The following is a 13,763-nucleotide window of genomic DNA, read 5'->3' as shown; positions in this document are numbered from 1 at the left end:
TGGCGAAGGGGAAAAGTCAGGCGGCCGGACGCACGAACTCGTCCGCCGGCTGAATGGGCATGGATTGAAGGGTATCCACGATACGGCCCCGCACCTGGTCGAGCAAGCGGTTGCGGGCGGCGTCATGGGCGCGCACCAGGGCCCGCTCAAAGGCATAGGCATCGGCGCCGCCATGGCTCTTGAAGACCAGCCCGCGCAGGCCCAGCAAAGCCGCACCGTTGTAGCCCCGGGGATCAACCCGGGCACGGAAGCGCTTGAGCACCGGCAGCGCCACCAGGGCCGCCAGCTTCGTCCACCAAGTGCGAGTGAATTCCTCGCGGATGAACTGGGACAGCGCGTGGGCCAGCCCCTCGGTCGTCTTCAGCGCGACATTGCCGACGAAGCCGTCGCAGACCACGACATCGGTCGTGCCCTCGAAAATGTCGTTGCCCTCGACGTTGCCGTAATAGTTGAGATGGCCACCCGCCGCAGCGGCACGCAGCAGATCTCCGGCACGCTTGATCACGTCGCTGCCCTTGATCACCTCGGAACCAATGTTCAGCAGGCCCACCGTCGGGTCGGGCCGGCCGTCCACCGCCGCCACGAGAGCAGAACCCATCACCGCGAACTGCAGCAGATGCTCGGGCGTGCAATCCACATTGGCACCGAGATCCAGCATCGTGGTGAACCCACCATGCTGATTGGGCAGCACGGACGCGATGGCGGGACGGTCAATGCCATCGACTGTCTTGAGCAGGTACCGAGCCAGCGCCATCAAGGCACCGGTATTGCCTGCAGACACGCAAACATCCGCCAAGGCAGGCAGACGCTCATCGGCAGACTTCAATTGGGAAATGGCCACCCGCATGGACGAATCCTTCTTGCGGCGCAGCGCCACATCGACGGGATCATCCATGGCCACCACTTCGGTGGCCAGGACCTGCGTGCATCGCGGCCAAGCCGCGGCGGCCGCCAATGCCTCTGCCGAACCCACGAGCAACAGTTCGGCTTCGGGGTGCGAAGCCAGGAAGGCCTGACAGGCCGGCAGGGTCACCGAGGGCCCATGATCGCCCCCCATGCAGTCCACGGCGATGCGCACGCGGCTCAAGGGGGTCAGGCTGGGAACAGTCTCGGACAAGGGGAACTCAGACCCAGAGGCCCGATTGACTTCAACAAGCAGTCACTGGGCGACGAACATGGCGATGGCACCTGCAAGCAGATGCCCCGCACAGCCGCCCCGTGACAATCAGGCTTCCACCTTGGTCTTCAGGACCTTGCGGCCACGATAGAAGCCGTTGGGGCTGATGTGGTGGCGCAGATGCACTTCACCGGTGGTCGGCTCGACGCCCGTGCCCGGCTGGGTCAGGGCATTGTGCGAACGGTGCATGCCACGCTTGGAAGGCGACTTCTTGTTTTGCTGAACGGCCATGGAGCTCTCCTGGGACGCCGGGGTTCCGGCGAACAGGGCAAATGCCTTGAAAGACTTGCCCGAGTGACTGACCCGCATCTGGCAGGACCCGAGGCCGCACTGCTTGCCTGGCTACACGCCGGCCGCAGAACACCCCGTCCCACACTGCCCGCACCACAAGAGTGGCGCCAGGAACGCGGAAAGCCAGAAAGTATAGCAGATCCTTCCCAAGCCCCGATAGCCTCAGGAGCGGGACTTCAGCTGAGCCAGCACCGCAAAGGGGTTCGGACGAGCTTCCGCGCTCTCTTCTTCTGCCGGCTGAGCCGGGATCGGCAGGGGGGCCGGGCAAACCTCGTGACGCGGCACGATGGGCAGCGCCAGCAACAGTTCATCCTCGATCAGCTCCGCCAGATCGAGCCAACGCGGCAGGGCCAGCACATCGTCCTCGCTGTCGGCATCCAAGGCCTCGGCCTGCTCCTCGCCCGTCACGAAACGAATCCAGCGGTCCACCGCCACGGGCAGGCGCACCGGCGCAAGACAGCGCTGGCAAGCCATGGCCACCTCCGCATGCGCCTGCAGGTGCAGCCAGGTCTGCCCTTCACCACCCAGCACGGGCCGCAATTCAGCCTGCGCCGACCACTGCACGGGCGGCGCAGGCTCTTCGGAAACCTGCGCTTCGGCCAGCCGCGGCAGGTCGGTCAGCGGCCATTCGCCTTGGAGATGGTCCGCATCGCGCGCACTGCGCGCGATGTCGAGTTTTCGGGGGTCCGCTGCTGTGGTCATGTCGGCAGTGTAGCGGTGGCGCCCGGCGCCGATGGGACAATGCCCTGATGCTTGCATTGCCCCCTCCCTCCCTGATCCTGGGCTCCACTTCCCGCTACCGGCGGGAGCTGCTGCAGCGCCTGCGCCTGCCTTTCGACAGCGTCTCACCCGAGGTGGACGAGAGCCCCCTGCCCGGCGAGGCCCCGGCCGCACTGGCCCTGCGCCTGGCCCTGGCCAAGGCCCGCGCCGTGAGTCGGCTGCATCCGCAAGCGGTGGTGATCGGCTCCGACCAGGTGGCCGACGTGGACGGCGAACCCATGGGCAAGCCGGGCACGCACGAACGCGCCGTGACCCAGCTGCGTCGCATGAGCGGCCAGACCATCGTGTTCCAGACCGCGGTGGCCGTGGTGCGCGCCAACACCGGTTTCGAGGCCGCCGAACTGGCGTCAGTGAAGGTGCGCTTTCGCACGCTGGAAGATGCGGAGATCGAGCGCTATCTGCGGCTGGAGCAGCCCTACGACTGCGCTGGCAGCGCCAAATGCGAAACCCTGGGCATTGCACTCTTGTCCGCGATCGAATCCGACGACCCGACCGCGCTGATCGGCCTGCCCCTGATCCGCACCTGTGCCCTGCTGCGCGCCGCGGGACTGGACCCGCTGCAGGAGGCGCAATGAGCCAGGCCCGGTCTTCAGGCCGGCTGGTGCTGGTTCCCAACGCGCTGGATCTGGGCACGGATCCCGTCCCTTTGCCGGATGTGCTCTCCGACGCGGCGCTGCGCCGGGCCGCGGGCCTGTCCGCTTGGGTGGTGGAGAACGCAAAAACGGCCCGCGCCTTCCTCAAGCGCGTGGGCGAAATCCATCCGCTGACCCTGCCACTGCAGGCAGTCTCGATGACGGAGCTGCCCCGTCCACGCAAGGGTGATCCCTCCGCCAGCATCCCCAGCTCCGCCTGGCACGAGTTGCTGGCACCGGCTCTGGCCGGACAGGACGTGGGGCTGCTCTCCGATGCCGGACTGCCGGCCGTAGCCGACCCTGGCGCCAACCTGGTGCAGGCAGCCCATGAAGCGGGATTGGTGGTGGAGCCCTTGGCGGGGGCGAGTTCGCTGACCCTGGCCTTGGCTGCCAGCGGCCTGAACGGGCAGCGCTTCGCCTTCGAGGGTTACCTGCCCCAGAACGCGTCAGAGCGCGCGCAACGCGTGCGGGAACTGGAGCAGCGCTCGCGCAAGGAAGGACAGACACAGCTGGCCATCGAAACCCCGTATCGCAACCAGGCGCTGCTGGAATCGTTGGTCCAACTGCTGCAACCCGGCACGCGCTTGAGCGTGGCCTGCGGCATCACTTCGCCCGGCGGCTTCTGCCAAACGCGCAGTGTGGCGCAATGGCGCAGCGCCCCGCTCCCCGCCATGCCGGACAAGCTGCCGGCCGTGTTCCTCTGGCTGGCCCACTGAAAGGATCCGCGCGCCGCGCAAGACCGGACCGGACCGTCGTGAGCGTGCTCAGCCCTTGGAGCCGCCACCCAGCAGGGCAGCCACCTTGCGCTTGGGACGGATGCTGGGCGAGACGCGCCCTGCAGATACCGCAGGCTGGGACGGTGCATGGCGTTCCCAGGCTGCAGGCTCCACACGCTCTCCAGCGTCATAGGGCTGGTCGAAGAAAGGATCGCGCGGCGCGCGGCCTTCACTGCGCCGCGGAGCAGCCGAAGGAGCCGGCGCGAACGAGTGCCGCTCCTCACGCTCCTCCTGTGGGCGGGGCGTGGAGCGGCGCGGACGATCGTCGTCCAACTCAATCGCCTCAAGCTCGATCTTCTTCTTGATCAGCTTCTCGATGTCAGCCACCAGGCGGGCATCCTCGCGGGCCACCAGCGTCATCGCGATGCCCGAGGCACCAGCGCGACCCGTGCGCCCGATGCGGTGGACATAGTCTTCCGCATTGAACGGGACATCAAAGTTGAACACCGCGGGCAGATCGGCGATGTCCAGACCACGAGCGGCCACATCGGTGGCCACCAGCAGATCGACCTCGCCCGCCTTGAAAGCAGCGAGGGACTTCAGGCGCTCGTCCTGGGATTTGTCGCCGTGCAGGGCTGCGGTACGCAGGCCGTCCCGCTCGAAGGAGCGGGCCAGCCGGGCAGCCCCCAGCTTCGAGTTCACAAACACGATCGACTGCTTGATGTCGCGGTCACGCAGCAGCTTGAGGATCGTGCGGCGCTTGTCGTCGTCGGACACGCTGAAGAAGCGCTGCTCCACCGTGGAAGCGGTGGCATTCGGGCGCGCCACCTCGACCAGCTCGGGGTCCTTCAGATAGCTGGAGGCCAGTCGCTTGATCTCGGGTGAGAAGGTGGCCGAAAACAACAGGGTCTGGCGGCCGCCCTTGGGCAGGTAGCTGAGGATGCGCTGCAGATCCGGCAGGAAGCCGATGTCCAGCATCCGGTCTGCCTCGTCCAAGACCACGTACTCCACCTGGTTGAGCACGCAATTCTTGGCCTCGATGTGGTCCAGCAAACGCCCCGGGGTGGCGATCAGCACCTCGACGCCAGCCTTGAGTTCCGCCGTCTGCGGCTTCATGTCCACACCACCGAAGACCACCGCCACCCGCAGGTTGGTGTGCTTGGCATAAGCCTTGACGTTCTGCGCGACCTGGTCGGCCAGTTCGCGGGTAGGCGCCAGTACCACGGCACGCACCGGATGGCGAGCAGGCGACGCGCTGGCGTTCTCGTGTCGGAGCATCTTCTGCAACAACGGAATGGAGAAGGCAGCCGTCTTGCCCGTCCCGGTCTGGGCGGCCCCCATCACGTCCCGGCCACTGAGCACCACCGGAATGGCCTTGGCCTGGATGGGCGTCATCGTCGCGTAGCCCTGATCGTCCACTGCACGCAGCAGCTTGGGATCGAGGGGAAGGGTGTCGAAACGAGCGGGGGCGAGTTCTTCTTGCATTGCTCATGATTATCACCGTTCTGCGTCACTGGCTTCAGGTCGCCGTGTCTCGGACCACGAATGGACCAGAGACGACAGCTAGAATTCTCGGATCTCCAGCATTTGGTTATCTCGCATAACGCCTCGCCAATGCCCATCAGCGCTCGTCCCAAGCAGTGGTCTTCTTCTCATCTTCACCTGATTGGCGCAGTCGTGTGCATGCTGGCCCAACAGACCGGGTGGGCACAGTCCGCCGCCACCCCGGTGGCCGTCGATAACGCTTTGAATACCGGATCCGGCGTCAACAGCACCAACATCCCTGACGCCAACACCACTGGAAGCAGAGCGCAGCTAAAGAATCAAGGTCAAGGCAGCACGTCTGGCCCGCCCCGGCAAGACAACACACTCCAGAGCCAACAGCCTCCCTCTTACGTTCCCAACGAATTCGAGCGCTACGTTCAAGACTTGGGCGCACGCCTCAGCGTCTCCAAGTCCGGGGAACAACCCCTCGCCCCCGTCGCACAGGTCCGCCGCTTCGGTGCAGACTTAATGACCGATCCCGCGTGGGGCGCCAGCATGGGCCTGGACCCTCTGCCCCAAGCTCCGTCTGACTACATCGTCAAGCCGGGCGACGAGGTTGCAGTGACGATCTGGGGTTCGGCTGATGCCGACCTGCACCTCACCGTGGACCGCAATGGCCGCATTGCCATCCCGCGCGTGGGTGCCGTGCAAGTGGGCGGTGTTCGACAGAGTGAGCTCAACAGTGTCATCACCCGACAAGTCGGGCAAACCTTCCGAAACTTTCAGGTGTCTGCCTCGGTCGGACGGCTGCGCTCCATCCGCGTGTTTGTCACCGGCTTCGCACTGCGGCCGGGCAGCGTGAACGTGAGCGCCCTGTCATCCGTCCTGCACGTCCTCATGAAGGCCGGCGGCCCCTCGGCCGCCGGCAGCTTCCGCGACGTCACTCTGCGGCGTGGCAAGCAGGTGGTCAGCCACTTTGACCTTTACGATCTGCTGCTGCACGGCGATCGCGCTGCTGATGAAATCGTCCAACCCGACGACGTCATCCATATTGGTCCTGTCGGCGTCCAGGTCGGCCTGATCGGTGCGGTAAACCAACCAGCCGTCTACGAACTCATGACAGGCGAGACGCTGGGCGACCTGCTGGCCATGGGTGGCGGTTTCAACGCCGTTGCCGACCGCAGCAGCGTGTCGATCGAACACCTGACCGACAAGTCGGGAATCCGTGTCCAGCAGGTGAACATCGCCCAGGCCCAAGGCGCCAAGACCCCGTTGGCCGCCGGCGATGTGATCCAGGTGGCCAGCGCTCTGGCATCGGTACTTCCCAAGGACCGGCAGGCCAAGCGCGTGCACATCGATGGTGAAGTGGCTCGCCCTGGCGACTACGTCCTACCGCCAGGCGCCACACTGGCCGATGCACTCACCGCCGCGGGTGGACTCACGCCCAAGGCGTTCCTCTTCGGCACCGAATTCACCCGGGAAAGCGTGCGCCAGGTTCAGCAGCAGAACTTCGACCGCGCCTTGCGCGATCTCGAGACCGAAACCGCCAAGTCGACCGCCAGCCGGCGTGTCTCCTCCGCAGAAGAGGCCAGCTCGCTGTCGGCGTCCGAAAGCGCCAACAACCGATTGCTGGAACGGCTGCGCCAGGTTCGTCCCACCGGCCGCGTGGTCCTGCCGCTCGCCCCCGACACGAACAGCTTGCCTGACATGGTCCTGGAAGACAGCGACCGCATCACCATCCCTGCCCGCGGCAGCTCGGTGGGCGTGTTCGGCAGCGTCTTCAACACCGGCAGCTTCATCTTCAATGACAACCACACCCTCAACGACTACCTGAAGCAGGCCGGCGGCCCCACCAAGGGAGCCGACCCGGGCAGCATGTTCGTGGTGCGTGCCAACGGCACCGTCGTCAGTGCCCACCAGCTGTCAGGCACCTTCAGCAACGGCGCCTCGGACTTTCGCAGCCTCGCGGCCCTGCCTGGCGACACCCTGTTCGTGCCAGAAGAGCTGAACAAGACCACCGGCGTGCAAGACGCGAAGGACTGGACGCAGATCATCTATCAGATGGGGTTGGGTCTGGCTGGCATTGCGGCGCTGGGATTGTGAGCATGAATACGAACACCACGACCGCCCCCTACGCCGAGGACGACGACGAGGGCCTGGATCTGCGGGCGCTGATGCAACCACTTTTGCAGCGTTGGAAGCAACTGGTGGCAGTGGCCCTGGTGGCCGGCGGCATCGGCTATGCCGCCAGCTATCTGGTGAAACCGACCTTCACGTCCACCACGACCTTCCTACCCCCGCAGCAGCAGCAAAGCACCGCAGCCAGTGCTTTGGCCTCGCTGGGAGCCCTGGCCGGTTTGGCCGGCGGCTCAGCGGTGAAGAGCCCGGCCGAACAATACGTCGCCCTGATGCAAAGTGTTACCGTGGCAGACCGGATGATCGATCGGTTCAAGCTGATGGAGGTTTATGAAGCGAAGTTCCGCCAGGATGCGCGCAAAAAACTGACCGCCAGCTCGCAAATCACCGTGGGCAAGAAGGACGGCCTGATCAACGTCGCCGTTGACGACCATGACCCCCGGCGTGCTGCCGATATGGCCAATCAGTACGTCGAAGAACTGCGCTACATGACCGGCCATCTTGCGGTGTCGGAAGCCCAGCAGCGCCGTGTTTTCTTTGAAAAACAAATGCAGGACACCAAGTCTCGCTTGGTGGCCGCCCAATTGGCCTTGCAGGACAGCGGATTCAGCCTGGGCGCGCTCAAGACCGAGCCCAAAGCGGCCGCAGACGATTACGCCCGCCTGCGTGCAGAACTGTCCGCAGCCGAAGTCAAGTCCCAAGCCCTGCGCAACTCCCTTGCGGATGGAGCCCCCGAAGTGCGGCAGCAAAACGCCGTGGTCGGTGCCCTACGGTCCAAGCTCTCCGAGCTCGAGCGCAATGAGGCGCCCGAGAGCAAAGGGGCGGATTACGTCACCAAATACCGCGAATTCAAGTATCAGGAGACCTTGTTTGACCTGATGGCCAAACAATACGAAATGGCCCGTGTGGATGAAAGCCGTGAAGGCGCCTTGATTCAGGTCGTGGACGTGGCCAAGCCTGCCGAGCAGAAATCAAAGCCCTCACGCAGGCTGTTTGCCATGGGGGCAGCTCTGATCGCCCTGATCATCGCAGCATCACGATTGATTCTTCTTCGCCGCCACGAGACCCAAACTGCGACTTGACGGCCAAGGGTAGTTGGCCTTCCAACTCCCCTCTGTGCCCAGAGCAAACACAGAACATGATCTGGATACTCGCGCTGTCATTCGCCGCAGCGGCATTGGCTTCGTTCGCCATTGTGGCGTCGGCGGGGTGGCACAAGCGGTGGTCGGCCGATGCCGACCTCAGCGGCCCCCAAAAGATGCACGCCAAAATTGTGCCACGCATTGGTGGCCTGAGCATCGCCTGCGGGCTGTTGTCGGGCCTGCTTCCTTTGTTGTACACAGAAGCGCCCGTGCTGCGGCAAGCGCTTCTGCTCCTGCTGTGCGCGCTGCCCGCCTTCGGCCTGGGGCTGGTGGAGGACTTCACCAAGGCCGTCTCCCCCCGCCGACGTCTGTTCGGCGCCGTGGTGTCTGGCCTGCTGGCCATCTGGCTGCTGAACGCTGTTCTGGTTCGCACCAGCATGGGTTTTCTGGACTGGGCCATCACAGCTTGGTTTCCATTGGCCGTGTTTCTCACGGTGTTCTACGTGGCTGGGCTTGTCAACGCCGTGAACCTGATTGACGGCTTGAATGGCCTGGCCTCGATGTCTGTAGCCCTGATGCTGGCGGCACTGTGCTACGTGGCCCTGCAAGTGAACGACATCTTGCTCGCCTCTATGGCACTGGCCACCTTGGGGGCCACGCTGGGCTTCTTTATTTGGAACTACCCGCAGGGCCTGATCTTTCTGGGTGATGGGGGATCCTACCTTCTGGGCTTCCTGTTGGCGGAATTCGGTTTGCTGCTGGTGGCCCGCAATCCGTCAGTTTCTCCTTTTGCGCCTTTGGTCCTGGTGGCGTACCCTGTGTTTGAGACTGTCTTCACGATGTATCGCCGCAAGGTGCTGCAAGGCCGTCCAGTTAGTCAGCCAGACGGAGTGCATCTGCACACCTTGATCTACCGCCGCCAAATGCGCTGGGCTCAACGGGGGCGAAGTACCGCCACTCAGATTCGCAGGAATTCCATGACCTCACCGTACCTGTGGGCCCTCAACTCGCTGGCGGTTCTTCCTGTTGCCCTGTGGTGGGACCATACGACAGCGTTGGTCATTTCGCTGTTCGCCTTCTTCCTCGTTTATTTGTGGCTGTACTGGCGCATTGTCCGGTTCCAAACGCCCAGTTGGATCAGCCCGAAAAAAGGTTGACTCCCTCAGAACCCCAATCCTAGCGGCCCGAAGACCTATCTCAAGGCAAGCCTGTGAACATCGAAGCCTACCCTGTCACCCTGCCTGATGGGCGCACCTTTTCTGCGCAAGGGGACGAAACCCTGTTGGATGCGGCGCAGCGACAAGGCATCGTGTTCAATTACAGTTGCCGCACGGGCCGCTGCAGTTCCTGCAGGGGCAGGGTTATCACGGGGTCAACTACCGCACAACAGACCGAAACAGGTCTGACCGAAGCGGACCGCCAGCAGGGGTTCATCCTGACCTGTGTTCGGCAAGCGCTGGGGCCGGTGCAATTGGAGATTTCAGATCTCGGCAATATTTCCATGCCTGAAACAAGGACAGTACCCTGCCGAATCCTGTCATTGAACCCATTGGCCCCGGATGTCCTGCAGGTGGTTCTTCGTTTACCGCCTACGGCGACGGTTGATTTTATTCCCGGACAGTACATCGACATCATTGGACCGGCAGGTCTGCGCCGCAGCTATTCGATTGCCAATGCGCCTCGCGCTGATCGGTCGATCGAATTGCATATCCGCGAAGTCAACGGTGGCGCAATGAGTCAATATTGGTTCCACACGGCCAAGGTCAATGACCTGTTGCGGCTTCGTGGTCCGCTGGGCACGTTCTTTGTGCGTGAGCAAGCCGACAAAGACTTGGTTTTCTTGGCCACTGGAACGGGAATTGCGCCCATCAAGGCTATTCTGGAGGGGCTGTCAACATTGCAGGCGGAAGCCCAACCCCGCAGTGTCAGCGTCTATTGGGGCGGTCGGTACGAAAGAGATTTGTATTGGACACCGAACCAGTTTCAAAATGTCCGATTTATCCCCGTCTTGTCACGAGGTGAAGCGACTTGGGCGGATGCACGTGGCCACGTGCAGGACATACTATTGAATGAACGTCCAATCTTGGAGAATGTTCATGTTTATGCCTGCGGCTCAGAAGCCATGATCGCATCGGCCCGATCCCAGTTGCTTAAGGCTGGGTTGACCTCCAGCCAATTCCACTCTGATGCATTTGTCGCATCGAGTTCGGTCTCCGCTTAATTTTTTTGGATTTGTTTAGGAGCTCTCAGTGAAAGCAGTGATTCTGGCCGGTGGACTTGGCACCAGACTCAGCGAAGAAACATCCGTCCGCCCCAAGCCGATGGTCGAGATCGGCGGCAAGCCCATCTTGTGGCACATCCTGAAGATGTACTCGCGACATGGCGTCAATGACTTCGTCATCTGCTGTGGCTATAAGGGCTATGTCATCAAGGAATATTTCGCCAACTACTTCCTGCACATGTCGGATATCACCTTTGACATGCGGAACAACCACATGGAAGTCCATCAAAAGCGTGCAGAACCGTGGACGGTCACCTTGGTGGACACTGGCGAAAACTCGATGACCGGTGGTCGACTGCGCCGTGTGGCCGATTACATCAGGGACGAAGAAGCATTCTGCTTCACCTATGGCGATGGCGTCAGCGACGTCGACATCGGGGCCTCTATCGCCTTCCACAAGCGACACGGTAAAGCTGCCACAGTGACCGCCACGTTCCCTCCCGGCCGGTTTGGTGCCCTGGAGCTCCAACAAGGGAAGGTATTGAGTTTCCAGGAGAAGCCCAAGGGCGATGGCGCCATGATCAACGGTGGCTTTTTCGTGCTCTCGCCCAAGGTGTTGGGCTATTTGGATGATGACGCCACCATCTGGGAGCAACAGCCGCTGCAACGTCTGGCCGCAGACGGCGAGTTGATGGCGTATGAGCATCAGGGCTTCTGGCAGCCAATGGACACATTGCGCGACAAGATCTATCTGGAAGAGCTCTGGGCTTCCGACAAGGCGCCCTGGAAGAGCTGGAAATGAGCACCGCCAAAATCAGTTCTGACTTCTGGCAAGGCAAGCGCGTTCTGCTCACGGGCCACACGGGCTTCAAGGGCAGTTGGCTCAGCCTGTGGCTTCAATCAATGGGCACGTCCCTGCGAGGTGTGGCCCTGCCCCCGCCGACAGAGCCCTCGCTGTTCGAGGTCGCACACGTCGCAACAGGGATGGACCACTGCGTCGCAGACATCCGCGACTTTGCCGCCGTGCAGGCCTTGGTCAGCGAATTCCAACCGGAAATCGTCATCCACATGGCGGCTCAGCCGCTGGTGCGTCTGTCCTATCAACAGCCTGTCGAGACATATGCAACCAATGTGATGGGCACGGTACATGTCTTGGAAGCCGCGCGCCACGCAGGCTCCGTCAAGGCCATCGTCAACATCACAACCGACAAATGCTACGAAAATCGCGAGTGGGTTTGGGGCTATCGTGAGGACGAGCCGATGGGTGGCCACGACCCCTACTCCAACAGCAAGGGTTGCGCAGAGCTTGTCAGCTCCGCCTATCGCAAGTCCTTTCTGAAGGACGCGGGCATTGCCATGGCCTCGGCCCGTGCGGGCAATGTCATCGGTGGTGGCGATTGGGCCCTTGACCGCCTGGTTCCCGACATCCTGCGCGCCCTGCAGGCCCAAGAGCCCGTGCTGATCCGCAACCCCCACGCGATCCGCCCATGGCAACACGTACTGGAACCCTTGTCGGGTTACCTGCTGTTGGCCGAACGGCTGTACATGCAAGGCCAAGCTGCCGCCGAGGGCTGGAACTTCGGCCCGCGCGACGACGATGCCCGTCCCGTCCAGTGGATCGTCGAGCACCTGTGCAACAGCTGGGGAAAGGGTGCTTCCTGGACCTTGCAGCCTGGTGAACATCCCCATGAAGCCAACTTCTTGAAGCTGGATATCTCCAAGGCACGCCAGCGTCTGCAGTGGGCCCCGCGTTGGTCGCTGGAGACCGCGCTGAGCCGCATCACTGATTGGCATCAGGCCTGGCTGGCCGGCCAGGACATGCGCGCCGTCTGTCTGAACCAAATCTCTCAATACCAAGCGACCGTATGAGCGCCACCCCCGTGAACTTCCAACCGCAACTGGACAAACTGCGCAGCCAGATCAGCGAGTTGGTTCAACAATACGCCGACATTGCGTACGCGCCCAAGCCCTTTGTGCCTGGCCAAACCGCCGTACCAGTGTCTGGCAAGGTCATTGGTGCCAACGAGTTGAAGATGATGGTCGACGCCTCGCTGGACGGCTGGCTGACCACGGGCCGCTTCAACGCCATGTTCGAGCAGCGTCTGGCGCAGTTCCTCGGCGTGAAGTACCTGATCACAGTGAACTCCGGTTCGTCGGCGAACCTGGTGGCGTTCTCCACGCTGACCAGTCCCAAGCTGGGTGAACGTGCCATCAAGCAAGGCGACGAGGTCATCGGGGTGGCCGCAGGCTTCCCGACGACGGTCAACCCGATCCTTCAGTTCGGTGCGGTGCCGGTATTTGTCGACGTGGACCTGGCCACACACAACATCGACGCCAGCAAGATTGAGGCGGCCATCACCCCCAAGACCAAGGCCATCATGCTGGCCCACAGCCTGGGCAACCCGTTCAACCTCGACGTGGTGACCGCGCTGTGCAAGAAACACAAGCTTTGGCTGGTCGAGGACTGTTGCGATGCCCTGGGCGCCACCTACAACGGTCAGCTCGTCGGCACTTTCGGCGACATCGCCACGCTGAGCTTCTACCCCGCCCACCACATCACAATGGGTGAAGGCGGCGCGGTGTTCACCAACAACGCCGAGTTGAAGCTGATTGCCGAATCCTTCCGCGACTGGGGCCGAGATTGCTACTGCCCCCCCGGCAAGGACAACACCTGCAACAAGCGATTCTGCTGGAGCAAGAAAGAACTGGGCGGTGACCTGCCCGATGGCTACGACCACAAGTACACCTACAGCCACCTGGGCTACAACCTCAAGATCTCCGACATGCAGGCCGCCTGCGCGCTGGCGCAGATGGACCGTGTCGAGGAATTCATCGCCAAGCGCCGCGCCAACTTCACCTATCTGAAGAACCGCCTAGCCAGCGTCGAGCAGTTCCTACACCTGCCAGAGGCCACGCCGAACAGCGAGCCATCGTGGTTCGGCTTCCCATTGATCGTGAAAGAAGACGCTGGTGTGAAGCGCGCCGACGTGATCAGTTTTCTGGAAGAGAACCAGATCGGGACACGCTTGCTGTTCGCCGGCAATCTGACGAAGCAGCCCTACATGGCGGGTCGCAACTACCGCATCAGCGGTAACCTGACCAACACCGACATCGTGATGAACCAGACCTTCTGGCTGGGCACCTTCCCGGCACTTGGTCAAGAACACCTGGATTACGTTGCCGAGAAGCTTGAAGAGTTCTTCGGCATCAGCTTCTGACATCCACTGCACGGTCCAACCAATA

At 62.6% G+C, this 13,763-nt stretch carries 13 protein-coding genes; 9 read left to right on the top strand and 4 right to left on the bottom strand.

Annotation, left to right across the window (positions count from 1 at the left end):
• Positions 1 to 16: 16 nt before the first annotated feature.
• The 3 genes from plsX to M0L44_RS03545 all read right to left on the bottom strand — a co-directional run bounded on the left by plsX (position 17) and on the right by M0L44_RS03545 (position 2,170).
• A complete protein-coding gene (gene plsX, locus M0L44_RS03555; protein WP_435526387.1) occupies positions 17 to 1,078 on the bottom strand; it encodes a phosphate acyltransferase PlsX in 1,062 nt (353 codons plus the stop codon).
• A gap of 147 nt (positions 1,079 to 1,225) precedes the next feature.
• A complete protein-coding gene (gene rpmF, locus M0L44_RS03550) occupies positions 1,226 to 1,408 on the bottom strand; it encodes a 50S ribosomal protein L32 (RefSeq protein ID WP_252768236.1) in 183 nt (60 codons plus the stop codon).
• Positions 1,409 to 1,630: 222 nt separating this feature from the next.
• Positions 1,631 to 2,170, bottom strand: coding sequence for a YceD family protein (locus M0L44_RS03545; RefSeq protein WP_252768235.1), 540 nt, complete (start codon positions 2,168 to 2,170; stop codon positions 1,631 to 1,633).
• A 47-nt stretch (positions 2,171 to 2,217) separates the two neighbouring features.
• On the opposite strand from M0L44_RS03545, the gene M0L44_RS03540 reads away from it, so the two are divergent.
• Both M0L44_RS03540 and M0L44_RS03535 read left to right on the top strand, forming a co-directional pair.
• On the top strand, positions 2,218 to 2,823 hold the full coding sequence (locus M0L44_RS03540; protein WP_252768234.1) for a Maf family nucleotide pyrophosphatase: 606 nt from the start codon (positions 2,218 to 2,220) through the stop codon (positions 2,821 to 2,823).
• Complete coding sequence (locus tag M0L44_RS03535; RefSeq protein ID WP_252768233.1) at positions 2,820 to 3,596, top strand: SAM-dependent methyltransferase; 777 nt, start codon at positions 2,820 to 2,822, stop codon at positions 3,594 to 3,596. The genes M0L44_RS03540 and M0L44_RS03535 overlap by 4 nt, the downstream gene beginning before the upstream one ends.
• A 48-nt stretch (positions 3,597 to 3,644) precedes the next feature.
• On the opposite strand, the gene M0L44_RS03530 is transcribed toward M0L44_RS03535, so the two are convergent.
• Entirely contained in the window at positions 3,645 to 5,081 is a 1,437-nt protein-coding gene (locus M0L44_RS03530; RefSeq protein WP_252768232.1) for a DEAD/DEAH box helicase, read from the bottom strand.
• Positions 5,082 to 5,279: 198 nt separating this feature from the next.
• Here M0L44_RS03530 and M0L44_RS03525 point away from each other — a divergent pair, with 198 nt between their 5' ends.
• From M0L44_RS03525 to rfbH, 7 genes are read left to right on the top strand one after another with little or no spacing between them, the layout of a single operon-like run.
• Positions 5,280 to 7,184, top strand: coding sequence for an SLBB domain-containing protein (locus tag M0L44_RS03525; RefSeq protein ID WP_252768231.1), 1,905 nt, complete (start codon positions 5,280 to 5,282; stop codon positions 7,182 to 7,184).
• A gap of 2 nt (positions 7,185 to 7,186) precedes the next feature.
• A complete protein-coding gene (locus M0L44_RS03520; protein ID WP_252768230.1) occupies positions 7,187 to 8,299 on the top strand; it encodes a Wzz/FepE/Etk N-terminal domain-containing protein in 1,113 nt (370 codons plus the stop codon).
• Between the two features lie 56 nt (positions 8,300 to 8,355).
• Entirely contained in the window at positions 8,356 to 9,456 is a 1,101-nt protein-coding gene (locus M0L44_RS03515; RefSeq protein WP_252768229.1) for an MraY family glycosyltransferase, read from the top strand.
• A gap of 53 nt (positions 9,457 to 9,509) precedes the next feature.
• Positions 9,510 to 10,520 (top strand): 2Fe-2S iron-sulfur cluster-binding protein, encoded by a 1,011-nt coding sequence (locus M0L44_RS03510; RefSeq protein WP_252768228.1) that lies wholly within the window; start codon positions 9,510 to 9,512, stop codon positions 10,518 to 10,520.
• 28 nt (positions 10,521 to 10,548) lie between these two features.
• The gene (gene rfbF, locus M0L44_RS03505; protein ID WP_252768227.1) at positions 10,549 to 11,322 is read left to right on the top strand and encodes a glucose-1-phosphate cytidylyltransferase; all 774 of its coding nucleotides are present in this window, start codon (positions 10,549 to 10,551) and stop codon (positions 11,320 to 11,322) included.
• Positions 11,313 to 12,389, top strand: coding sequence for a CDP-glucose 4,6-dehydratase (gene rfbG / locus M0L44_RS03500; protein ID WP_435526386.1), 1,077 nt, complete (start codon positions 11,313 to 11,315; stop codon positions 12,387 to 12,389). Before rfbF ends, rfbG begins: the two co-directional genes overlap by 10 nt.
• Complete coding sequence (gene rfbH / locus M0L44_RS03495; RefSeq protein ID WP_252768225.1) at positions 12,386 to 13,738, top strand: lipopolysaccharide biosynthesis protein RfbH; 1,353 nt, start codon at positions 12,386 to 12,388, stop codon at positions 13,736 to 13,738. The genes rfbG and rfbH overlap by 4 nt, the downstream gene beginning before the upstream one ends.
• Positions 13,739 to 13,763: the final 25 nt, after the last annotated feature.

The sequence above is a fragment of the Ideonella oryzae genome (genome assembly GCF_024055665.1).
Lineage (GTDB): Bacteria > Pseudomonadota > Gammaproteobacteria > Burkholderiales > Burkholderiaceae_C > Ideonella > Ideonella oryzae.
This window is presented reverse-complemented; position numbering and strand designations above follow the sequence as displayed.